Annotated in this window: 20 protein-coding genes and 1 pseudogene; 5 read left to right on the top strand and 16 right to left on the bottom strand. The window is 45.2% G+C overall.

Annotation, left to right across the window (positions count from 1 at the left end; translation table 11 throughout):
- Positions 1-24: 24 nt before the first annotated feature.
- The 5 genes from NST79_RS04065 to cypD all read right to left on the bottom strand — a co-directional run bounded on the left by NST79_RS04065 (position 25) and on the right by cypD (position 8,487).
- Positions 25-936, bottom strand: coding sequence for a putative nucleotide-diphospho-sugar transferase (locus NST79_RS04065; protein ID WP_144483507.1), 912 nt, complete (start codon positions 934-936; stop codon positions 25-27).
- Between the two features lie 23 nt (positions 937-959).
- Complete coding sequence (locus NST79_RS04060; RefSeq protein WP_032728964.1) at positions 960-1,928, bottom strand: GDP-mannose 4,6-dehydratase; 969 nt, start codon at positions 1,926-1,928, stop codon at positions 960-962.
- Between the two features lie 6 nt (positions 1,929-1,934).
- Positions 1,935-2,699: a glucose-1-phosphate cytidylyltransferase gene (locus NST79_RS04055; protein ID WP_212059965.1), complete on the bottom strand. Its 765-nt coding sequence runs from the start codon at positions 2,697-2,699 to the stop codon at positions 1,935-1,937.
- A 236-nt stretch (positions 2,700-2,935) separates the two neighbouring features.
- Positions 2,936-4,855 (bottom strand): lipoteichoic acid synthase LtaS1, encoded by a 1,920-nt coding sequence (gene ltaS1 / locus NST79_RS04050; protein ID WP_003243930.1) that lies wholly within the window; start codon positions 4,853-4,855, stop codon positions 2,936-2,938.
- A 446-nt stretch (positions 4,856-5,301) separates the two neighbouring features.
- Positions 5,302-8,487 (bottom strand): bifunctional cytochrome P450/NADPH--P450 reductase, encoded by a 3,186-nt coding sequence (gene cypD / locus NST79_RS04045; protein WP_212059967.1) that lies wholly within the window; start codon positions 8,485-8,487, stop codon positions 5,302-5,304.
- 149 nt (positions 8,488-8,636) lie between these two features.
- Here cypD and NST79_RS04040 point away from each other — a divergent pair, with 149 nt between their 5' ends.
- Complete coding sequence (locus tag NST79_RS04040; RefSeq protein ID WP_212059969.1) at positions 8,637-9,698, top strand: DUF3900 domain-containing protein; 1,062 nt, start codon at positions 8,637-8,639, stop codon at positions 9,696-9,698.
- 109 nt (positions 9,699-9,807) lie between these two features.
- On the opposite strand, the gene NST79_RS04035 is transcribed toward NST79_RS04040, so the two are convergent.
- Together NST79_RS04035 and NST79_RS04030 are read right to left on the bottom strand one after the other, a co-directional pair.
- The gene (locus tag NST79_RS04035; RefSeq protein WP_085187062.1) at positions 9,808-10,671 is read right to left on the bottom strand and encodes a hypothetical protein; all 864 of its coding nucleotides are present in this window, start codon (positions 10,669-10,671) and stop codon (positions 9,808-9,810) included.
- 215 nt (positions 10,672-10,886) lie between these two features.
- Positions 10,887-11,996 (bottom strand): FAD-dependent oxidoreductase, encoded by a 1,110-nt coding sequence (locus NST79_RS04030; RefSeq protein ID WP_212059971.1) that lies wholly within the window; start codon positions 11,994-11,996, stop codon positions 10,887-10,889.
- Positions 11,997-12,158: 162 nt separating this feature from the next.
- On the opposite strand from NST79_RS04030, the gene yetL reads away from it, so the two are divergent.
- Positions 12,159-12,662, top strand: coding sequence for a MarR family transcriptional regulator (gene yetL, locus NST79_RS04025; protein ID WP_212059973.1), 504 nt, complete (start codon positions 12,159-12,161; stop codon positions 12,660-12,662).
- 23 nt (positions 12,663-12,685) lie between these two features.
- Here yetL and NST79_RS04020 read toward each other — a convergent pair.
- From NST79_RS04020 to NST79_RS04005, 4 genes and pseudogenes are all read right to left on the bottom strand, one after another.
- Positions 12,686-13,677: pseudogene (locus tag NST79_RS04020) on the bottom strand (DMT family transporter).
- On the bottom strand, positions 13,677-14,321 hold the full coding sequence (locus tag NST79_RS04015) for a Bax inhibitor-1 family protein (RefSeq protein WP_003244397.1): 645 nt from the start codon (positions 14,319-14,321) through the stop codon (positions 13,677-13,679). The pseudogene NST79_RS04020 and the gene NST79_RS04015 overlap by 1 nt, the downstream one beginning before the upstream one ends.
- Positions 14,322-14,430: 109 nt before the next feature.
- A complete protein-coding gene (locus NST79_RS04010; RefSeq protein ID WP_003244522.1) occupies positions 14,431-14,598 on the bottom strand; it encodes a YezD family protein in 168 nt (55 codons plus the stop codon).
- A gap of 154 nt (positions 14,599-14,752) precedes the next feature.
- A complete protein-coding gene (locus NST79_RS04005) occupies positions 14,753-15,625 on the bottom strand; it encodes an STAS domain-containing protein (protein ID WP_032722991.1) in 873 nt (290 codons plus the stop codon).
- Positions 15,626-15,822: 197 nt separating this feature from the next.
- Between NST79_RS04005 and NST79_RS04000 the strand changes: the two genes are divergently transcribed.
- From NST79_RS04000 to hmoA, 3 genes are all read left to right on the top strand, one after another.
- Positions 15,823-16,293, top strand: coding sequence for a hypothetical protein (locus tag NST79_RS04000; protein WP_212059976.1), 471 nt, complete (start codon positions 15,823-15,825; stop codon positions 16,291-16,293).
- Between the two features lie 91 nt (positions 16,294-16,384).
- Positions 16,385-16,747: a VOC family protein gene (locus NST79_RS03995; RefSeq protein ID WP_003233803.1), complete on the top strand. Its 363-nt coding sequence runs from the start codon at positions 16,385-16,387 to the stop codon at positions 16,745-16,747.
- 103 nt (positions 16,748-16,850) lie between these two features.
- On the top strand, positions 16,851-17,177 hold the full coding sequence (hmoA, locus tag NST79_RS03990; protein WP_003243958.1) for a heme-degrading oxygenase HmoA: 327 nt from the start codon (positions 16,851-16,853) through the stop codon (positions 17,175-17,177).
- Between the two features lie 36 nt (positions 17,178-17,213).
- Here the strand turns inward: hmoA and NST79_RS03985 are convergent, their stop codons facing one another.
- The 5 genes from NST79_RS03985 to NST79_RS03965 form a co-directional block, all read right to left on the bottom strand.
- Positions 17,214-17,909, bottom strand: a complete 696-nt coding sequence (locus tag NST79_RS03985) for a DUF421 domain-containing protein (protein WP_014479125.1) — start codon at positions 17,907-17,909, stop codon at positions 17,214-17,216.
- 74 nt (positions 17,910-17,983) lie between these two features.
- A complete protein-coding gene (lplD, locus tag NST79_RS03980; protein WP_173613984.1) occupies positions 17,984-19,324 on the bottom strand; it encodes an alpha-galacturonidase LplD in 1,341 nt (446 codons plus the stop codon).
- An 8-nt stretch (positions 19,325-19,332) separates the two neighbouring features.
- The gene (locus NST79_RS03975; RefSeq protein WP_003242715.1) at positions 19,333-20,220 is read right to left on the bottom strand and encodes a carbohydrate ABC transporter permease; all 888 of its coding nucleotides are present in this window, start codon (positions 20,218-20,220) and stop codon (positions 19,333-19,335) included.
- Positions 20,221-20,233: 13 nt separating this feature from the next.
- Positions 20,234-21,190, bottom strand: coding sequence for a sugar ABC transporter permease (locus NST79_RS03970; RefSeq protein WP_017695596.1), 957 nt, complete (start codon positions 21,188-21,190; stop codon positions 20,234-20,236).
- Between the two features lie 54 nt (positions 21,191-21,244).
- Positions 21,245-22,753: an extracellular solute-binding protein gene (locus NST79_RS03965; protein WP_212059988.1), complete on the bottom strand. Its 1,509-nt coding sequence runs from the start codon at positions 22,751-22,753 to the stop codon at positions 21,245-21,247.
- Positions 22,754-22,822: the final 69 nt, after the last annotated feature.

Here is a 22,822-nt window from a genome sequence, read left to right as displayed (position 1 = left end):
TTTTCACTTCCTGTATTTACTCATTTATTTGTTGTCATCTTTTGAAGCAAAACCGTTAAATTCAGGGTCTAACGTTTTCATGTGCTGAATGATATGCGGCAGTGTCTCTTGATACAGTTCATGCACAAACGGCAGATCTGTGCGGGTTGTTTCATGAATCTGTTTGATTTCATTGATGCTGACGATTCGGTATCCGCTGAAATGATAAAAGATCAGCGGACTGCCATCCTCCAGCACGATCCGGCCATCTTTCCAGGAAAACGTATGCTGCCCATAATTCCAATGGCCGATGTTCACGCCGGGTGTTGTAATGTCACACACATTCGGAAACAGCTCAGACATATAATCCAAATAGCCCTGATCACCGAATTTTCCTTCACCCGGTGCATTTTTGCATTCCTCAAGACAGCGTTCCTTCCACCACTCCAAGCAATCCGTGCCTGCATCATCATGCTTGAAGCTGATAAACCCGGAATTATATCTGCCTAAAAGACGCTGCAGCATGTCAATCTGCTCTTTCTCAAAAGAAGGGATTACAATATCCCCCCGTGAAAGCAGCACCGAGCAGTCCGGCTGGTTCTCAAAAATCGGCGATGGATCTGCATAGAAAAAGAGGTCCCCGTCAATATACGTCACGCGCTCCAGCTCAGGATTGCTGTTCAGCACAGCTTGCAGAAAGATCGGCTTCATCGTCCAGCAATACTCACTTTGATCTCTAGTTTCCTTCAGCTTCAATAGCATTTCATTTTCAAGAGCGGCCACCGGCACAAGGTTCAGCTGCTTCATCTTCAGCTTCTGTAACACGCGGTGCGTATCTTCATCCATGCAAAGTATAAAAATGGGACTGTCTTGATCAACTTGCTCTAACGACTTAAACAAAGCGACTGCCTGATATAATCTTCCTTTTGATAAAACGGTGCAATACGCGCTGGTCACAGTCTTGTTCACCTCGTTTCACATTACTTTTTGAAGAATTCCGTATACCACTCAATCGTTTTTTCAAGTCCCTCATCAATAGTGTAGGCCGGTGTCCAATTCAGCAGCTTTCTTGCTTTTTCCGCGGATAAATATTGATGTTTGATTTCATTGCTTCCCTGATTCAGCACCTTAGGTTTCAGATTGCTGTTCATTTTCTTTAATATTTTCTCTACCAGTTCAAGTACGGTCAGCTGGATCTCATTGCTGAAGTTAAAGGCCTCTCCGGCAAGATTGTTTTCTTCCATTTTTTCTGCAAGAAGCAGATAAGCCTGAACGGCGTCTTCAATATAGAAGTAGTCCCGTACAAATGTGCCGTCGCTTCGGATTTCCGGCGCTTCCCCGTTCAGCACAAGCTGAATCGTCTGAGGAATGATGCGGTTGAAGTTCAAATCTCCGCCGCCGTATAAGTTTCCGCAGCGCGTAATGCAGACCGGAAGCCCGTACGTATGAAAATAGGTGTGGCTGATCAGATCTGCGCAGCTTTTTGAGACGTCGTACGGGTGCTTGCCTTGCAGCGGCATGTTTTCATCGTATGGAAGGTTTTCTTGATCGCCGTAAGCTTTATCACTTGAAGCGACAATGACCCGCTTAATTAACGGATGCTTGCGGCAGGCTTCGAGAATATTCCATGTGCCGAGGATATTCGCTTCAAAGGTAGAAATCGGGTTGCGGTTTGCCACGCCGACAATCGCTTGTGCAGCAAGATGAAAGACAGTGTCGATCTCATACTCGCCAAGCGCGCGTTCAATCACAGCCAAGTCCTCAAGAGAGCCCCGCACGATGCTCATTTTCTTGATATGTTCTCCTTGATAAAGATTGGATTGAGGCACATGATCCCTGACAAGCCCCGTAACGTTTGCGCCCTGTTCAATCAGCTCTTTCACCAAATAGCTTCCTAAAAGACCTGTGCACCCCGTGACAAATACGTTTTTATTTTTCCAGAAACTCAAATCGATTCACCATACCTTCCATACTTGTTGTCCTTGATTCCACATTTTGTTGACTTCTAAGAGATTTTTATACGTATCGATGGCCGTCCAAAATCCGTAATGGCGGTACACAGCAAGCTCCCCATCTTTGGCAAGGTTCTTCAGCGGTTCATCTTCGAACATCGTGTTCCCGTCCTTCGGCAAATAATCGAAAACCTTTGGACTAAGAACGAAGAATCCGCCGTTGATGATTCCATCACTTGATGTCTTCTCAGAAAATGTTTTCGCCATGCCATCCTCAACTGTCAAGGTGCCAAACTGCGAGACTTTGTCAATGCCGGTGACAGTCGCGGCAGCACCTTTTGTCTGATGATAGCTGATGAGATGGAAAAGATTGACATTGGCCAGCCCGTCTCCATAGGTGAGCAGAAATGTTTCATCACCGATATAGTCTTTCGCCTGCAAGATTCTTCCGGCTGTCAGCGTATCTTCCCCAGTCTCCAAAAACGTAATTTTCCACGTTTCAGGCTGCCCCAGCATCTGTACCTCTCCCGTAGAGCTGTCGAGTGTCAGGCTGTTGTGCTTCCATTCATAGTCGAGAAAGTATTCCTTGATTTTTTCTCCTTTATAGCCCAAAAGCAGAATAAACTCGTTTACTCCGTAGTACTGATAAATTTTCATAATATGCCATAGAATCGGTTTGCCGCCTATCATGGCGAGCGGTTTAGGAATGTCATTCGTGACTTCACTCATTCTCGTTCCTTTTCCGCCGCAGAGAATGACCGCTTTCATCTCTACCCCTCATCTCTATGAATATTGAGTTCGAAACCTGGTACATCTTCACAATCTATCAAGGCATTTCCCTGATAATTTGTCCGATTTCAATCCGGTTTCAAAATCTACTGTAATGATATGAGAGAAAGACGGCCTTGGTGACCAAATGGAATCTATTTTTTCAAGTTGGTTGTATAACCAAAAAAAAGAGCCTTGAGCGAAGGCAATGCGCCCGCTCAAGGCTCTTTTTCATCTTATTTGATTTCTTTCTCCTTGCCGTAATGATAGTCTGACGGATCAACGGCTTTGAAATCATTTAGTTTATGGAACCTCAGCAAGTCTTTGTACAGGACACTGTCTGAAAGGCTCAGCTGCTGGTTCACTCTTGTTTTCAGATTCTTCGTTTCTTCATTCGCTTTCAGTTTTTCACCTGTCTTCGTATCGTAAATGATATTGTCGACTGATGTGTACTTCGGCGTTACGAAGTCTCCGTTTCTGAATGCCACCGTATCGTCGTGGTCTTTAGAGAATAAATCAGTACCAAAGTTGATATATTTCTGAGAATCAATTCCTTCTAAGTGCAGAAGTGTCGGCATGACGTCAATTTCGCCGCCATACGTATGGTTCACTCCGCCTTTTTTGCCAGGAACGCGGATCATCAGCGGCACACGCTGGTTCTGTGCGTTTTGATAATCTGTGATCTCTTTTCCAAGAATCTCTTTCATCGCTCGGTTATGGTTTTCAGAAATACCGTTATGGTCACCGTAAATCATGATGACTGAGTTGTCATACAGGCCGGCTTCCTTCAGCTCCTTGAAGAATTGCTCAAGCGCTTCGTCAAGGTAACGCGCTGTCTGGAAGTAGCTGTCAACTGTGTTATCGCCTGTTGTCGCTTTTTTAAGAGACGCGTCTTTTTCATCAAGGTTAAACGGATAATGGTTTGTCAATGTAATCAAATGCGCATAAAATGGCTGTTTAAGAGATTCAAGCTTTGGAATCGATTCTGTAAAGAACGGCTTATCCTTAAGCCCCATATTAATCACATTTTCATCTGACATATCATACGTGCTTGCGTCGAAGAACTTGTCATATCCGATATGTTTGTAAATCTGGTCACGGTTCCAGAACGATTTGTAATCACCATGCAGGACGGCGCTTGTATAGCCTTCCTTCTGGTCTAAAATCGCAGGAAGCGACTGGTAAGTGTTTTCGCCTTTCGTCACAAACGCGGAGCCTTCAGGAAGACCGAAGATCGAGTTATCCATTGTCAGCTCGGCATCAGATGTTTTTCCCTGGCCTGTCTGATGGAAGAAGTTATCAAAATACGTCACATCTTCCCCGCCGTGCGCAAGTTTATTTAAGAAAGGCGTCACCTCTTCACCGTTTAGCTTGTAATCAATCAGGAATGACTGGAAGCTTTCGAGGTGAATTTTAATGATATTTTTGCCTTTGGCAGAGCCGAAGTACTCGGCGTTCGGTTTCGCATAATGAGACGTCGTGTAATTCTCGACGCTTGTTAAATCATCGCTGCTTGCATAGGCCCGTTGCGTTTCTGTTTGAGCCGTCTGTACACCGTCATAAATGGTGTAGTTGTATAAACCTAAATATTTCACAATATAATTGCGGTCAAACGTTCTTGTCAGCAGCTGCGGACGGTCTTTTTCCGCATAGTGCAGGTTGATGAAAAACAGTGCGATCCCAGAAAGGATCACTAAAGATGCAAAGCGTTTTTTCATTTTGTATTCTTTTAATTCAGGTCTCCAGATCAATACCGCAATCAAAATGATAATATCTAAGAAATAGAAAATATCATGACCGGCCATGATACTGAAAATCCCGTCTCCCATGTTTCCAACGTTTCCGGACTGTTTAATGTTCGGGAACGTCAAGAAATCGTCAAAGAAACGATAGAATAAAATATTTGCATATAACACAAATGTCATCAAGAAATCGATAATCAGCATAATAATGGCTGATTTACGCCCTTTCGCCAGCAAAGCCAGTCCTAAAAAGAAGACGGCGCTTGAGAATGGGTTAAATATCAGGAGGATCTCCTGAGTTGTGCCTTTTACCCCAAGATTAAACTCAGTCTTGTAGGATAAATACGTTTTTGCCCAAAACAGTATAACAGCCAGCACAAAAAAGCTAAGTTTGTAAGAAAAAAGTTTCTTCATGGCAACCTCTACTTTCTTAAACACTTTAAGTTCTTCATTCATATTTACCTGCTCTTTATATCCTGCCTTCCAATTCCTTCTTTCCAAACAAAATCAAGGCATCACACAACAAGAAATACACCGCGGCAAGCCGGAATATTTATGTTTCGCACCATATCATTTTTATTACAACCATTTGGAAACCAATCACTGGACGAAAGAAACCTTCATTTCGTTTCACATTTTTTTCTCGGAAATAAAAAAAGGATTTCTTTTGTCATGTGTGCCTTTGAAAAAAGAAATAGATACCGAGTATAAGAATAACATAAACTAGCAAAAACGAAAAATAGGTTTTGCAGACAGCCCGCCCTTCCGGCGGACTGAAGTTATTGTATGCATCAATGTTTAGCGCGATCACCATTTTTTCGAAAGGACTAAAAAGACTGGATGTCTCCAGTCTTCTTTATCTATATCCCTGCCCAGACATCCTTAGCGTACATACCGGTATCCTGCAGATGTCTCAGCCAGTTTTGCGCTTCTTGTTCCCCGGTTCCATGGACAGCCTGATACGCTTTTTGAAGTGCCGCCTCCACATCCGGGGCCATTTTGCTGCCATCACCGCATACATAAAGCCTGCCACCGCGGTCAAGGATTGATATTAATGTATCTGCTTGGTCAGCCATGAGATGCTGGACATATGTTTTCGGCATGCCCTCTTTTCGGGAAAAGGCTGTGTGGACAGTGACGATTCCGTCTTTTTCAAACCACTCAAGCTCATCTCGGTAAATAAAATCCCGATCGTTCCTGCATCCAAAATAGAGATGAGCCTCACCGAGCGTTTTGCCCTCCCGCTTTAAAACATCGCGGGCTTGAAGGAAACCGCGAAATGGCGCGACTCCCGTGCCTGGCCCGACCATAATAATTGGCGTTTCAGGGTCTTTCGGAAGCTGAAACCGGGATTCCGGTGTGCGGATAAACATCACGACATCATCACCGGCTTGACGCTCAGCTAAATCATTTGATGCCACACCCCTGTATTCGCCACGGCCGCTCCACGCCGGGCCGCGCACGACACCGACTGTGATCGATGCTTGCCGCGGATTCACTCTTGGAGAGCTTGAAATCGAATAATATCTCGGTTTTAACGGCCGTAAAAGCTCTAAAAATCGTTCAAACGGCATGTCGCACGCTTCATACTTTTCAAGCAAATCCAGCATGGAAATTCGTTTTTTCAATATTTGCTCCTGATAAACACCCTCTGCTGACAGTTCTTCTAATTCGCGCCTATGCGGCGGACACACTGTAAATGCCGCCAGTTCACGTATTTGCGCTCTTGTGGCTGCTTCCTGCACCTCGACGCTGTAGCTGAGAAGATCATGCAGGCTGACAGGACGGCCCAATGGCAGATGCCCCGCACTGCGGCCGCTTGCCGACAATGTCACTTGGTCGGTTCCCTTCAAACCGAATCTGTGAAGAATCCGGCTGACATTGGTTTGGCTGTTTTTTGGCAATACGCCAAGATGGTCGCCCTCTTGATATTCAACATCCGGCGGCAATGCGATTTCGATATGGCGGGTGCTTCGATCGCTGTCCGCAGACTGAAGTTCACGATTTTCAGCAATGGATGCGTGAGAGGCTTCGTACGATCTAGCCAGCGGAGACTCGCCCAGCCCTCTGACAAACTGAAGGCTCAGCGTGCTTCGTTCCTTATCGGCGTTTTCATTAAGCTCCAGTCCGAATGCCTTAATGGCGTCTGCCCACATGCTTTTTTTCCACTCGTCAAGCTGCCCTTCAAAATCACCGCTCACATCCCCTTCCCCGCGCGCAGAAAACCGAGTCGCGCCTTTCTCCGCAAGCTGCTCATCAATGAATCTCGGCACGTATTGATACGTGCTCGCCCAGTTGTGGTCGCCGCAGCCAAATACCGCGTAATGGACGCCCTCAAGCTCACCCGGTTTGATTTCTTGAAGCCACTGCACGAACTGTCCGGCATTGCTTGGCGGCTTTCCATTATAAGACGAGGTCACAATGACAACTGCTCCCTCTTTTGGCAGCTTTCCAATCCGGTCGTTCAGAGGTGCTGTCTCTGTCCTTACGCCGTGAAGACTGGCAGTATCAGCAAGCTCCCGGGCGACGCCTTCTGCGGTGCCGGTATCTGAGCCGTACAGCACGAGAAGCGGGCGGTTGTTAAGACCGATGACCGATGTGCCCTTTGCTTCCGTTTTCTCCTTTTGCTCATCAGACGCGGCTTTTTCAGCTACCCGGACGTCTGCATGAATGGCTTCCAGATGACGGCTTTGAACCCTGATGTGAAAATCGCCCGGCTTAAGTGTTAAGGTTTGTTTAATATCAAGCTCATAATTCTCATGATCAATCAGCGTGAAATATTTTAGAATCATGCCCAGCACAAGTGTGGCTTCATGAAGGGCAAACTGCATGCCGATACAGGCCCGTTGTCCATTTCCGAATGGTTTGTACGCATGATGAGGCACTTGGTCCTGATGCTCAAACCGTTCCGGCCGGAATTCTTCTGCGTCCTTTCCCCAAGCGTCTCGATCACGATGAAGCTGCGGAATCAGCACAGAAATTCTGTCATTCGTCGTGATCGGGAATTTCCCGCCAATGACTGTGTCTGCTTTTGGATAAAGGCTGAAAGCCGGAGCTGTCGGCCATAAGCGCAGTGATTCATTTAAAATCATCCGTATGTATGTAAGCTCCAGCACTTGTTTATAGGTCGGCGCTGCATCCGTCAGCACCCGATCGACCTCTTCATACGCCTTTTTCAGTTTGTCAGGATGCTTCAATAAAAAGTAAGTCGCAAAGGAAAGCAGGCCGCTCGTTGTTTCATGGCCGGCAATCAAAAACGTAATGATTTGAAAGCGGATATTTTCGTCGTCGAGCTTTTCACCCGTTTCCGGATCTTCCACATTCAGCATGCGGGCGAGCAAATCTTTTTCATCCTGGTCTCCATTCGCCCTGCGCTCTGCAATAATGCTGTCGACTAACGAAAACATCGTTTGAATATCATGGCGGAATTGCCGCTTTGTTCTGACCATAAGCTTATCTTGAACATCAAGCCGCTGCATTTGATGCATCGCTTCATCAAGCGCCCGCACCATGCTGTTGATAAACGGGTGGGGCGTTTCTCTGTAGTAACTGTTAAAGCGGTAGTTAAACCCGCATAGCCCAATGGTGTCGAGCGTCAGCCGGGTCATATCTCCCGGGACATCGACTGCTTCATTCGGATTGAGCCTTGCCCATTTTTGAATGAGCTGAACAGCGATATCGACCATTTTCTCATGATAGTCCTTCATGGCCCGCTGGCTGAACGTCGGCATCAGAATGTTGTGCGCTTTTCTCCAGTTAGGCTCATGCGTCCAGCTCGTAAACAATCCGTCACCGGAAAACGCGCGGACCTTTTCCAAGGCGCCTTCAATGCTTTTATCAAACCGTTCTTCATCACAAACCTCTTTCACCAATTCGTGGCCGGACACTACAATGGTCGTGCCCGCGGGTGTATGGATTTGAAAAATCGGGCCCTGTTCTTCCGCCAGTTTGATCAGCGAAAGCGTCGGCTTGTCTTTATCGATTAAAGGCAAATTGCCGAGCGGCCCAAACGTCTTCGGTTGAGGAATCGGGCTTGTTTCCTTCATCGAACCATTCCTTTCCGTATGAGATGCCTTCTATTTGACTACATTTCCCTTTCATGGTCATGATTATTCCGTTCTCCCAATTGACGCATGATCGCTGTTTTTTCTATACTTGAGAAGCTGTACAATACGCGAATAAGGTGAGTTTATATATGGATTTTGAAATTCGGTTTTTATCCTTTTATGTCATACAGGTGGAAGGCAAAGATGAGCAGGCGAACAAGCAGTTCAAGCACTTCCAGACCCTTGATACGGGCGAATTTGAAGAAAGCGAGCTAAAGGACTTTCTCGACGGGGAACTGAAAAAAATCGTCAAACGGAAAGCCGACCGCCATCCGCAGTCCGAGCAGGTGCCGACGAAAATCGGCCATTTTATCGTCGAGCCCGGCCACGAGCTCGATTCCAACCCAAACTACAACATGTTCAACCGCGCTCGTCTGGCGGAAACAAAAGAAGACTTCAATGAGCTGAGCGAGCAGTTCGTCCGCACGTACCTTGACACAAGCGCGGTTCGCGGCGGCGTGTTTCTCGTCGCTTCGGCCGTACCGAGAAAATACTTTGACGAGTCATTTGTCTTTATTATGAAATGTGATTTTGAGCCGAAGGTCGCCCGCATCTCTGACACGTCTTCTCTCATTAAAAAAGTCGAAATGGCGATCACGACAAAAAACATGAAAAGCATCCAATACCCGTACATGCCAGAGGAAGGAATGGTCGAAGAAGGTGAGCTAAAAATCCATCAGGCCTCGCACGCCCGCTATTTTGAGGACTTTCTGAAATTCGTCGAGTACGGCGAATCGATGCCGGAAATCATGAAAAATCAGGTCATGAACATGGTACAGGAGCACGTCTACGAGACATTTGAAGACAACAGCGAAGAGCTCAAGCAGTTCGAGCACGACATTGAGATTTGGGAAGCAAGCGAAAAGCGGGAAATCCAAGAGCGTCTCGACACCCATCAAGTCATCGAAGCCTCCGCCCAAATCATCGAGCACACGCCAGAGGCCCAGCTGAAAATGAAAGTCGGAGAAACAGAGATTAAGGGATTGCTAGCGGATTTTGGCGATTCTATTCATCTCGCAAAAGTAAACGGGCGCTATGTCGCGCTGATTGAAGCCGAGACAATTTCGTTTGAGAAAGGCAGTTCACCGGTGGAGTTTTATAAGCCTGAGGGGCTGCATGAGGTGATTGAGCGGATACTTAATAAAATCTGAATATAAATTAATCAACTTTTAAAAGGGGCTGATAATTTTTATTCAGTCCCTTGTTATACTAGTATTTTTATATTAATTTTCTCTGATTGTTTTATCTCTAGGCTAAAGTTTATTTATAATTAGGATTGCTATATTCAAATGTGAATCTTTCAATAGTTTTTTGATTTATTCTTATATGATTTTGTCCCGTAACAACTATACTTAGATCACCATTTCTTTTTTCAACATTTCCTACACAATCCAAAGTTAATTGTTGTTTCTGCTCTAAAGCATCATTTACAACTTCAAACATGTTCATTATATTTTTAGCAGCAGTAGCAAAGAAATCTTCCTCAAAAAAAACATTTAACTTTAATCTATCTTTCCCCAACAATATTACTACTCTGCTAACTTCTATTTTGATTGATAAGATATTATCATGAATTGCAATTGCTGTATTTAAATCTTCTTCATTTAAGTCAGAGATACTATAGCGTTTTTTTACAGGTGGTTCTTTTGAATTTTCTACATTTCCAGAAATACTTTTATCCGTAGTTGGTAAAACATTTAATGAATTAGTTGTTGTATCAACTATTTGGCTTTTTTTCTCTTTATATCTTTTTCTTTGTTTTTCTAATCGAAGGCGTTTTTGTTCCTCAGTTTCATTAGTATACTTAATTAGATTTTTCAATACATTATTAATATGTTTATCTGTCAACCTTGCAGAAGTCGTTGCTAGATTTTTTTTAGACTTCCTCTTCTCCTCTCTTTTGAAAAAATCTTTACAGTCTTCCGTATGATCAACTTTTGGCCATGTTCTGAAATGTGCTACCCTTACTCCTCTTGGTACATACTCCATCTTAGCCGAACAACCTCCAAAAGCACAGAATAGATTTCTCTTGATTAATTCTATATCATCTCTGGATTCTATTTCATTTAAATAAATTTCCTCAATACTATCATCTCGTTTGTACAGTACCTTCTGTATCCGCAAACTATCCCCCCCTTTTTAAACGTCTAACAGATAATTTCTCATAAACGAAATATGTGAAAATCGTATCACAAAATAACTTAAATTACCATAATGAAAAATTGATTATTCAGTTTTTATATAATTATATACCTAGACGACTTGGAAGATCGAACGGATACGCCACAAAACAGAGCAAGACTAAAAAGTCCAGAAATCACTTTCTGGACTTTTCCTATTTAATACCCTTCCCTCAACACCGCATAGCACTCCCCAATCAGTTCTTCCGCTCCCGGCTCTCCTTTCAGCCCGCGGCGGACGATTTCCGATGATAGGTTCTGGACTTTGAGCGCTCGTGGGGCTCTTCTTTTGTAGTACGCCTGTAATGCTGTTTCGTGGTCGGCGTGGTTTTGGAGTTCTTCGGCGAGGACGATGGCATCCTCGATCGCCATTGCCGCTCCTTGCGCCAGGGTCGGCGCGCCGGCGTGGGCAGCGTCTCCTCCGATGACAACGCGGCCTTTATGCCATGGCTCCTGCACGGCGACCTGCTCCAGTTTGTTAAAGATGACAGGATGCTGTTTTGACATGTGCTTTGTAACAAAATCCAGCCCCGGAAAACCAGAAAGAACCTCTTTTACTCTATCAAACCGGGTATCTTCCTCATCCCAGTAATCGCTCGTGCAAGGCTGGAGGACGAAGACATAGCCAGCGTGTTCCGCCAATGGCACCACCCCGATTTGTGTGTCTCCGCTTCTATACATGAATGTTGCGTCCTCGAATGTGTAATCAGGAAGTTCGATATAAAAGCGCCACGCTCCCATGCCGAGATGCTCTTTTTCCGTCTCCTTTTGCAGCATCTTATCGCGAACAACAGAGTGAATGCCGTCAAAGCCCGCCAGAATGTCAGCCTGCATCTTTTCTCCATCTTCACATAAGGCAGTGACCGATTCAGCAGTTTCTTCATAAGCGACAACCTTTTTCCCCCACTTGATGTCTACACCCGCCGCCTCGGCATGCTTCATGAGAATGTCATTTAACGTTTTGCGCAGGATATTATTGCGTCCTGGAAGTGAATCGTCTAAAAAGGATTCACTGACTTGAAACAGCAAATTCCCCTGTTCATCAAACGTTTTAAACCATTCTGTTTGAAAGCCGTGCTTACAGCACTCTTCGAATACGCCCAGTTCTTTCAACACCGCCAGTGCGTTTTGCGGCTGAAGAATCCCCGCACCTGTTTTTCGGTTTTCTGAAGCCGCTTCACATAAGGTGACGGAAAACCCTGCCTTACGGAGAGAAATGGCCGCTGACAAGCCGCCGATGCCGCCTCCTGCAATTAACATATGTTTCATATAAATAACCACCTTTTCAGCTCTATGTGTATTAGTTAGGTGCCTAATTATATTACCTTACTATGTCCCAAGAAAAGCTGTCAATCATCTCCAAGCCAAGTTGCGTTATGGTTTTCCCTCCTTTATAATCGTGTCACAACGAATGTACGGGAGCTACTTGCGATGGAATTAAAACATTTACCGAAATATAAGCATATAACAGAGCACGCCGAAACGTATGCCAATATTGACGCCGGCTCTCTTGAATTGTTTTTATCTCTTTTTGATATTTCAAAAAAAATGAATCATGTGATGGAGCATTACTTTGCTGGCCGAGGGCTGTCAGAAGGAAAATTCAAAATCCTGATGCTGCTCTTTGATGCCAAGGATCATAGGTTAAGTCCGACAGAGCTTGCCAAACAGTCAAACGTCACGAAAGCGACGATTACAGGCCTGCTGGACGGGCTGGCGAGGGACGGTTTTGTCAGCCGCAGGCATCACACAGAGGATAAACGAAAAATCAGCATTGAACTGACAACGGAAGGCAAAGCACGCCTTGAGGAATTTCTGCCCGGCCATTTCAGCAAAATCTCAGCGGTCATGGAAAACTACAGCGACGAGGAAAAAGACATGTTCGTAAAGATGCTTGGTGATCTTTTTGAAAGGCTGAGCGTGTTTAAAGACTAAAAAACCCGTCCGATTTGGACAGGCTACAGCGTCTTTTCTTCTGAAGCCGGATACGCATCCGGCTGTTTTTTCTTTATGACCGTAACAAATATGCCGCCGATGACACATACAATGCCAATCAAATGCACAAGCTCAAACGGCTCCTTCAATATCACGCCTGCCAAAATGACAGCAGAGACCGGAAGAAAGGATGTGAAAATGCCAGACACCCCAGCCGGCACCTTCGTCACCCCGCTATACCATAAGTAAAACGCCAAAACAGTGACAAAAAGCGCGTAATACAGCACATACGACCAATCCAAAACAGTCGGCACGCTGTAATCAAATGAAGAGGCCTCAAACAAAGCAAACGGGAGAAAAAACAGGAAGCCGAAGAGCGATACGAAGGTCGAAATCGCCAGTGCCGAAATATGCGGGGATAGCAGCTTGGCCATCAATGTAAACAACGCTTCGCCAATGACTGCAGCAATGATCAGCATGTTCCCGAATAAGGCGTGCGGCGTCCCGTCTTGGCTCCCCGCTCCAAACAAATTAATCGCCATTACGCCGCAAACCGACAGCAAAATGCCGATCAGCGTCTTTTTCTCAATTTTTTCTCTAAGCAGGAAAAAGGATAAAATACCGATCACCATGGGGGTTGTGCTTGTCAAAATGCCGCTTTCCGTTCCCGTAGTATATTGAACCCCATACAGCAGGCAAATACTGAACAAAAACACGCCTGTGAATGATTGCACCAGCAATACGAACACATCTTTTTTCGTCAAAGCCGGAAACCCTTTTTCAATGCAAAACAGCAGCGTGAGCAATACGACAGAAGCGATCAAAAACCGCAATCCGGAGGAAAGAAAGACCGGAATCCGTTCGACCATCAGCTTGCCGACAACGACAGAGCTGCCGACGATTGCCATAGCAGCTGCCAGAGATGCATATGCGCCCATTTGTTTTTTCATCAATACTCCACCTGCCTTTTTGTGTATGGCAAAAAACGCCTATCCAATGACAGGCGCTTTTTCATTAATCATCACTGCTCAAAATGCCGAAGAAGCGGAGCAGGTTGATGAATAAGTTGATAAAGTCAAGGTACAGCGATAACGCCATAACGGGAATCAAGTCTTCCGTAATGTGGCGGTGTTTGATTTGGTTCAAATCATACAAAATGTAAAGGGAAAAGACGATGGTTCCGATCACGGAATACGCCATCATCGCCGCTGAGTTTAACGGGCTGAAAATGTTGAAAATCCCTACCACTGCGAGTGCGAGCACCGCAACCAGCAGAAACGACCACAGGAAGGATAAATCCTTCTTCATTTTTGCGCCGATTGTGCCCAAGACGGCAAAAATGACAAATGTAGAGCCAAAGGCTTCGAGCACGACATAGGCGCCGGCGATGGAAGCGTAATGGCTGACGATCGGAAATAAGGTAATGCCGGAAACGAACGCGAATGTATATACAAACGCATACCCGACCGCTTTTCTTCTGCGCATCCAGAAGGCCAGAATAATCATCGCCACTTCAAGAATAGAAAGCGGCAGCATCAAAGCGACAGGAACAAATTGGCCGATAAAAAGGCCGACAGTCGCGATCAGCAATGTGAAGACAAAGACTGTCAAAATGCGTTGCATGATCGATTGCTTACTCTCGTGAACCGTAGCTTGCATGTCAAAAATCCTCCTAAAAAATGATCTTAAAGGTCTATTATATAAAAATTGGATGAAATATGTATATGTTTTAAGGAGAATTTAATGAAAACAAACGCCCTTTACATTATCATTTTGATTCTTTCCTTTTCAGCGAAAAACGGTGCTTTTCTATTTTCTCAATTTGGGTAATCTGAGAATCATGAACCGTAATCTGAACCGTGCCGAAATCGAGTGTTTCCAGCGAGCTGATGATTTTTTCAATCACTTCCGGATCAATCGTTGATTTAGAAACCAAAAGACCTTCCCCCCTGTTGAATAGGTTTTAATTCACAGTATTCTTATAAGAATTATAATATTATGTTTTTTTCGATAAATCAATGGTGATTTCTGTTCAAATCAAAAAGGCATATGATCACCCGGTGACGGACAATCATATGCCTGGAAACTTCCTATTTGTTTTCTTCCAATTCCTCAACAATACAGCGGACACCCATGTTTTCTAATGCCTGCTTCAGCGTGCCGTACGTTTCATATTCACTAAAATCAAGCCCCAATTGAATCGATGTTTGGGCCACATCCGGGCGAATTCCTGAAAATACGGCTTTGACGCCTAATAAGAAAAGTGTTTTAGACAGGTTGTACAATTGCTGAGCCACCATGGTATCCACAATCGGAACACCCGAAAGATCAACGACGAGGCTTGTGATTTTTCTCTCGACACAGCGGACCGGCACTGTTTCTAAAATGACCTGTGCCCGTTTTGTATCAATGGAGCCGATAAGCGGCAATATCCCGATTCCATCGGCAATGGAAATGACCGGGCAGCCAAGCTCTGAGATCAGTTCCTGCTGAGATGTAAGCCTCATCAGCATGAATTTTTGGTACTGCTCGGAGAATTCAATAATCAGCTTATCGAACGACTGATTCACAATGCGGTTCCATCGGTCTGCATCCTCATTTGTCACAATCTCCTGATTCTCTTTTATAAATGTGGCGACTGCGTCCCAGAATGAGATTCTTGAATTGGATATGGCTTCTACGACCTCATGCACTTGAACATCCTGCTCTACCCTGTTTTTCGCAACGTTTTGCGCCCATTTTGTCATGTTTTCTTGAAAATCGGTTTGATCCTCCAGAAATGCGCTTGCGATTGTTATATTGGTAAATGTATGCTGCTCGGTTAAAAGTGTTTTCGTTTCTTCACTTAAATGGCTGGCGGAATATAGCTCGCCTTTTAGCTGGCAACGCAAACTGAACCATTTCTCAGTAATATCCGCAGTGTTGTCTATGATATATTGATATAATAATTGATCGATATTCACGGTCTGTCTCCTTTTTCGTAATAGAAGCACTTTCATTATAAAATGATAAATCGGAATTGTGAATAAGACTAGAGAAAAATCAAATGATTCTGCTCTCTGAGAGCATTCCAGCTTCATATCCTTAGGCGAATGCACCAATAAGAGTCCGCCCGCATAAACTGCAATGTACAGTTTACAATGAGAAAGGACGTTATCACATGTATTATGTTGATCCTTATATGTTTGCGGGGCATTTTTATGAGCCTTGGCCTGCTTTTGAATATGAATACCGATATCCATGGCCTGGCATTGGCAGCGGCGCTGTTCCGGGCTCTGGCGGCGGCTCCGGCCCTGGCATTGGCGGTGGCGCTGTTCCAGGCTTTGGCAGCGGTGCCAGCCCAGGCTTCGGCGGTGCGCCGCAGGGACCTCCTCCTTCCCAAATACCAGCGAAACCCCCAAAACCGCAGGGTTCTCAAGGAGCCGTTTTGTTAGTTGAACCAATCACCATTCGTCCTTGCCTTTTCCGATTTACCTATGTTTGGTTAACCAATGGCCGCTCATTTTGGTTCTACCCAATTATCCTTGGCAGAAGATCCGTCGGCGGCTTTTATTGGGATTCCTCACGGCGCCGCTGGGTTTATTTCGCCTTAGACACAAATCACATCGATGTTGTCAGCTGCTCATTTTAAAAATCAGCCGGTTTCCCGGCTGATTTTTTTATGTTACTTCGGCCGTAAACAGGTTATAGTATTATTATCTTTTCAACTTGGAGGTTTCCCTATGATCAAACAAATTGGCACTGTTGCTGTATATGTCGAGGACCAGCAGAAAGCGAAGCAATTTTGGACAGAGAAGGTAGGCTTTGATATTGCAGCGGACCACCCAATGGGACCTGAAGCAAGCTGGCTGGAGGTTGCGCCAAAAGGGGCCGAGACTCGTTTAGTCATTTACCCGAAAGCCATGATGAAAGGCTCAGAGCAAATGAAGGCTTCTATTGTGTTTGAATGCGAAGACATCTTTGGTACATACGAGAAAATGAAGACAAACGGTGTAGAATTTCTCGGTGAGCCCAATCAAATGGAGTGGGGCACCTTCGTTCAATTTAAGGACGAAGACGGAAATGTGTTTTTATTAAAAGAATAAACTGTTGCGCACGGCGGTTCGATTCCGCCCTGCGCTTTCTTTGACATTGAGAATGAATTTCATTTACAATTATTCATATGTGAGAATGATTGGAGTGAGACAAATGTTTGTACAGTTGAGAAAAATGACGGTTAAAGAAGGCTTTGCAGATAAAGTCATAGAACGTTTCAGCGCTGAAGGAATCATTGAAAAACAAGAAGGTTTAATTGATGTGACAGTGCTTGAGAAAAATGTGCGCCGCGGTGATGAAGAAGTTGTTGTCATGATTCGCTGGGAATCAGAGGATCACTGGAAGCAATGGGAAAAAAGCGATGCGCATATCGCCGGCCATAAAGCAAACAAAGGCAAACCAAAGCCTGACTATCTGATCAGCACTGAAGTGAGCATGTACCATGTACGTGCTGTCAAACAAGGGACATACAATCAATAAAAAGCTTGCGCCTTGCTGCAAGCTTTTTTCTAAGAGTCATGTTGATCTGCTTTGTTCGTATGTTACGGTATACAGCGGCTTATTTTTATGCCATTCTGCAAATAACACGTCCTCCGTCTTATCAATGTTCTTCTTTTTCAATTCTTGCTTCAGCCACTGTTCATCCACACCTGCTTCCTTCAGATTATCCCGGACAATCTCTCCATCTATGATTAAAGTGATCGGCAGGGAAACAGACTTCGAAGGAATCTGCAAATCCTTATTGGTCGGTTTGTCAAAGTCTGATTTTGGAAGCACGCTGACCATCCCGTTTGTTTCCAAAATCGCATATTCTACTTCTTGAATCGAAAAGCTCCCAGCTTGCCTCAATAGGCTTTGCAGCTGGTTAATGTCCATCTTATTTTTCTTCAATACTTTATATTGAAGCTCCCCTTTGCGGATGACGATATTCGGCTCACCCTCCAAGAACTTCCGCGATGATTTCATTTTTTGCGTGATAAATTCAATAATATAAATCAGCACGCCCCACAGCAGCGAAGCAAAAATAATTTCTTTGATCTTGATTTCATGATCGTAAACGGCATTTCCGACCAATTCTCCTAAAATTAAAGCAGAGATAAAGTCAAACGGCGTAATTTGAGAAAATTGGGTTTTCCCGAGAAGCTTTAAGATGATAAATAAAATGCCTAAACCGCAGACCAGTTCTACCGCAACACTTAAATAATTTCCCATATTGATAGCACCTACTTCTTGATAATACTATCAGTATGGTCAATGGTTTCTTTTCTAAACCGGAAAAGCTCCGCTCAACGTTGCATGGTGCATTGGAGCATGTCATTGAAAAGCTGCTCTGCATCACTGCGATCAATCTTGACAAGCGGGTCATTGAGGAAGGCTTGAAACGCGAGGCCAGTATCCTTTGTTAAACCTGCGTCCGCCACTGCCTCCTGATTGAATATATGCCTAGCCGCCAGCATTTCCACACCTTTCGGAAGCGCTCCGGACAAAATCGGCTGGACACGGTTCCTTGTGATGAATGCGTTTGTTTCGACAATGGCTTGTATAGGGAGGTTTGAGACCTGGCCTTGATTCGGCATATTTACATTTGTGACGAGTTCACCCAATCCGAGAAGAGCCGCTATGATGTTCACGCCTTCTTCTCCCGAAGCTTTCTCAGCAACGCCCCGTTGTTGCACGATCAACCGTTCTGTTTCTTGTCGTTTCTCAGCTCTGTCTTGTTTTCTGAATGATATAGGTGTGAGATGAAATTTCCATACTTCAGGCTGTTTGAGGTATGGGCCGGGAAGAAACTCTGCCAGATGCCTGTCTCCCGCAGCAGGGATGGAGCCATACGTTTCAAATAAATCAAACGCAACACGGTGTGCCGAACAAAAGACGCTGTCCCTCCAGCTTTCCCCCTCCAGCTCATATCCTGATTCCCCATAGTGCGCGCTGAATTCACGGAATATAGGCAGCAGGTCAATATGGCGGTAAGAGGCTTTTGTGATCCATGTAAAATGGTTAATGCCGAGCACATTAACGCGGATATCCTCACGCCGCGGCACCTCAATCCCCAGCCTTTCCGTGACCATTTCCGCCAATAACTTTTGCGTCCCGAATACCTCGTGGCAGCAGCCAATCGCTTTGATGCCGGGAAACACTTTATACAGCACTCTTGTACAGACAGACATCGGGTTTGTATAATTAATGACCCATGATTCAGGTGCGTAGTCTCTTATTGCCCGGGCAATTTCCGCAAATATCGGCACAGCACGCAAGCCCCTGATGATCCCTCCAGGCCCGACAGTATCACCTACAGACTGATAAATACCGCAGCGCTCAGGCAAGTGGACATCGACTTCCATATCATCCAGTGATCCCGGCAAAATGGAAATAATGACGATATCCGCGGCTGATAACGCCTTTTTCAAAGTAGAAACAGCCTCATATCTCCATCTGCCGTTCCCGCTGTGATTGCCGATCACTTCATTTTTCTGAGCGGCTTCAAAATCAAGATCATAGAGCGCCACCGTGCCTGACATACGTTCATCAATCGACAAATCACTCATCAGGCTTCTGACCCAGCCTTGGGACCCCCCGCCAATATAGGCAATCTTAATCTGATCTAATGTACTGATATGAAACACTCCCTTTCTCAGCCTTTCACCGAACCGATCAGCATTCCCTTTGCAAAGTGTTTTTGTAAAAATGGATAGACCGCCAAAATCGGCAGCGTTGCAATGACAATGACAGCGAGTTTAATTCCCTGCTCCGGCGGAACGGCATTTTGCATCGTATCGCCATTGGTCGCCGTTAAATCCGATAAAATCGTGACTTGGCGAAGCACCATTTGCAGCGGCCATTTTGCACTGTCATTGATATATAAGAGAGCGTGGAAGAAATCATTCCAAATCCCGACCGCATAAAACAGCGCAAAGGTCGCAATAACCGGCTTTGACAGTGGCAGGGCGATCCGCCAGAAGACTCCGATTTCGGAACAGCCGTCTATTTTTGCTGATTCCTCCAGCTCGCGCGGCAGCTGCTGAAAGAAGTTTTTGATAATAATAAGGTTGAACGGATTAATCGCCATCGGCAGAATCAATGCCCAATACGTATCCAAAAGGCCAAGTGATTTTACGACAAGGTACGTCGGAATCATGCCGCCTGAAAACAGCATGGAGAAAATCACCAGATTCAACAGCAGATTCCGTCCCTTCACATGCCGCTTCGCCAGCGGATACGCCATCGTGAAGGTAAAAAACAGCTGTACAGCCGTCCCAACCACCGTGATGAAGATGGACACGCCCATGCTTCGAAGGAACGTCGGTGTCGAAAACACATACTTGTAAGCATCAAGTGTAAAGGTTTTCGGGAAAATAAAGAAGCTCCGCTGGGCAAGTTCCGCTTCTGTCGCAAAGGAACCGGCGATAATATATAAAAACGGCAAAATGGTAATCGCGCCGACACCGCCGAGAAACAGAATGTTGCAGACGTCAAACACCCGTCCGGCTTTGGTGTTGTGCATCGTGTGAATTTCAGCCATACCTCTCCCTCCTCTAAAACAATCCTTCCTGATCAAACTTTTTCGCAATGTAATTGGCGCCAAAAATCAAGATAATCCCGACAACTGATTTAAACAAACCGACCGCCGTGCTGTAGCTATACGCCCCTTGGGTAATCCCCATCATGTACACATACGTGTCGAAGATGTCAGCCACACTGCGGTTGAGTGAGTTCGTCATCAAATACACCTGTTCAAAGCCAAGATTCAAAAAGCTGCCGATTCTTAAAATCAACAAAACGATAATGGTGCTTCTTATCGCCGGCAGCGTAATATGCCACATTCTCCTGAACCGCCCCGCTCCGTCCATGATGGCCGCTTCATACTGCTCTTGATCAACCGTAGCAAGCGCTGCCAAAAATAGAATCGTTCCCCAGCCTGTCTCTTTCCAAATGCTTTGCATCACAATCATCGGCCGGAACCAGTCTGCATCCGACAAGAAAGAAATCTGCTCACCTGTCAGGCTCATGATCATTTTGTTGATCACACCTGTATCGACAGTAAAAAAAACGAAGGTGATGCTGACCACAATTGTCCATGATACAAAATGTGGTACGTAAATAAAGGTTTGGATACATCTTTTATACACGGCCTTTCTTACCTCATTCAAAAGCAGGGCCAAAATGAGAGGCGCGGGAAAGGCAAACAAAAGATCCAGGCTCGCCAGCATGAGGGTGTTGCGCAGCAGCCGGAAAAAATCCGGATTCATAAAAAAGTCTTTGAAATAATCAAAGCCGACCCATTCGCTTTTCCAGAAGCCGAGATATGGCGAATAGTCTTTAAAAGCGATCAGCACACCCCACATCGGCAAGTATTTGAAAATCAAGAAATAAAGCAGACCGGGAATAAGAAGAAGATAAAGCCATTTGTCCCGTTTGAGCGCAGCCATCCAGCTGATGCCTTTTCCAGCGGTGAGAACAGGTGCATCTCCCTTCTTCGGCACTGTTTCCATATCTGTTCTCCTTTCGTGATACCGGGGCGCCCGCCGAACGGCAGGCGCATCGGTTTATTTTGACGATTGGTACAATTTGTTCAAGTCCTTCATCAGTTCATTGCCGCCGCTTTTTTTCCAAAGCTCCACCGCATCATCGAACCCTTTTTCATCAATTTCTCCAATGATAAATTGTGTTCTCGCGTCGAGGATGATGTTGTCAAGCTGGGCTCCTTTTTGGGTATAGACATCAGATACAAGCGACTCAGCCGGGTTAAAGACGGCTATTTTTTCTCCTTCGGTTATGATGTCCTTGCGATGCTGGAAGAGCTTGGTTTTCTGGTCTTCGATGTAATACTCGCTTTTCGGAATCGACATGCTGAACTGTGCCAAGCCTTCATGCTCATACAGGAGAGATTTATTGTTTTTTTCAAGTGAGGTGAATACGCCGTCCTTGAGCTCGTAATTGCGGCCCTTCACTCCGTTGTTCGTGAGAATTTGCGCTTCCTTATCATTCATCTTATCGAGGAAGGACAGCACCTCTTTCAGCTCTTTTTCGGTTTCGACGCTTGATTTTGGTATCGTGATCATGCCTGAATAACCAGATGTCGGGAAGGTGCGCTTGCCATTCGGTCCCTCAAGCGAGCCGACGATATCAATGATATCCTTGTTCGACTCATCCGCCTCCTCCATCGCGCTTTGGATTTGAGACGCTCTTGAGCCTGTATCAACGATGACACCTGCTTTTCCTTTTACAACCGGATCATTCCACTTCGCAGAATCCATGACAGCAAAGTCCTTATTGATCAATCCCTCATCATAGAGCTTTTTAAAAAACGTGAGCGCATCCATGTATTCCCTCGTTGTAAAATCTGGAATCAGCTTTCCGTTTTCAACACCGTAGCGGTTCGGAGCGCCGAACCAGATTTGCAGAACATCCCATGGGCTTCCGTTGCCGAGTCCCATCCATTTCGGCACGACCATGCCGTACGTATCATCCTTGCCGTTTCCGTCAGGATCTTTTTCCTTAAAGGCTTTCAGCACTTCATAGAAATCATCAAGCGTTTCCGGCATATCCAGACCGACATTTTTCAGCCAGTCGGTTCTGATGATCATACACGCCCTGATCAGATCCCTCGTTCTGTAGATTCCGTACACCTCGCCGTTCACCGAGCTGTTCTTCAAAATCTTTTCATCTGCCTGGCTTAAATTCTTGTAGTCTTTTAAATAAGGAGACAGCTCCCAAAACGCCCCTGCTTTGACAGATTTGATAAAGCCGGCTGACTTATCTTTAATGACAATTGCGTGAGGCATCTCTCCTGAAGCCATGACGATGTTGAATTTGTCGTTGTAGGATGAATCAGGCACCCATGTGACCTTAATCTCTTTGCCTGTGTATTTTTCGAGCGCTTTTAATGAAGGGCTCTTATCACTTGGGCTTTCCGGCGATAAGAGCGGCGCCATAATTTTGATCGTATCTTTCGAATCGCTTGCTGAATTGGATGTTTCCGAATGGCTGCATCCGGCGATCATCATGGCAGCAAGCGGCAAGGCCATCCATTTTTTTCGCATTCTTATTTTCATGTTGCGTAAGTCCCCCTTTTTTCAATTTGCATTTCCCCTTTGCCCCTCTCAATATAAAGCGCTTACATA

Source organism: Bacillus sp. PS196 (genome assembly GCF_037963555.1).
Classification (GTDB): domain Bacteria; phylum Bacillota; class Bacilli; order Bacillales; family Bacillaceae; genus Bacillus; species Bacillus subtilis.
This window is presented reverse-complemented; position numbering and strand designations above follow the sequence as displayed.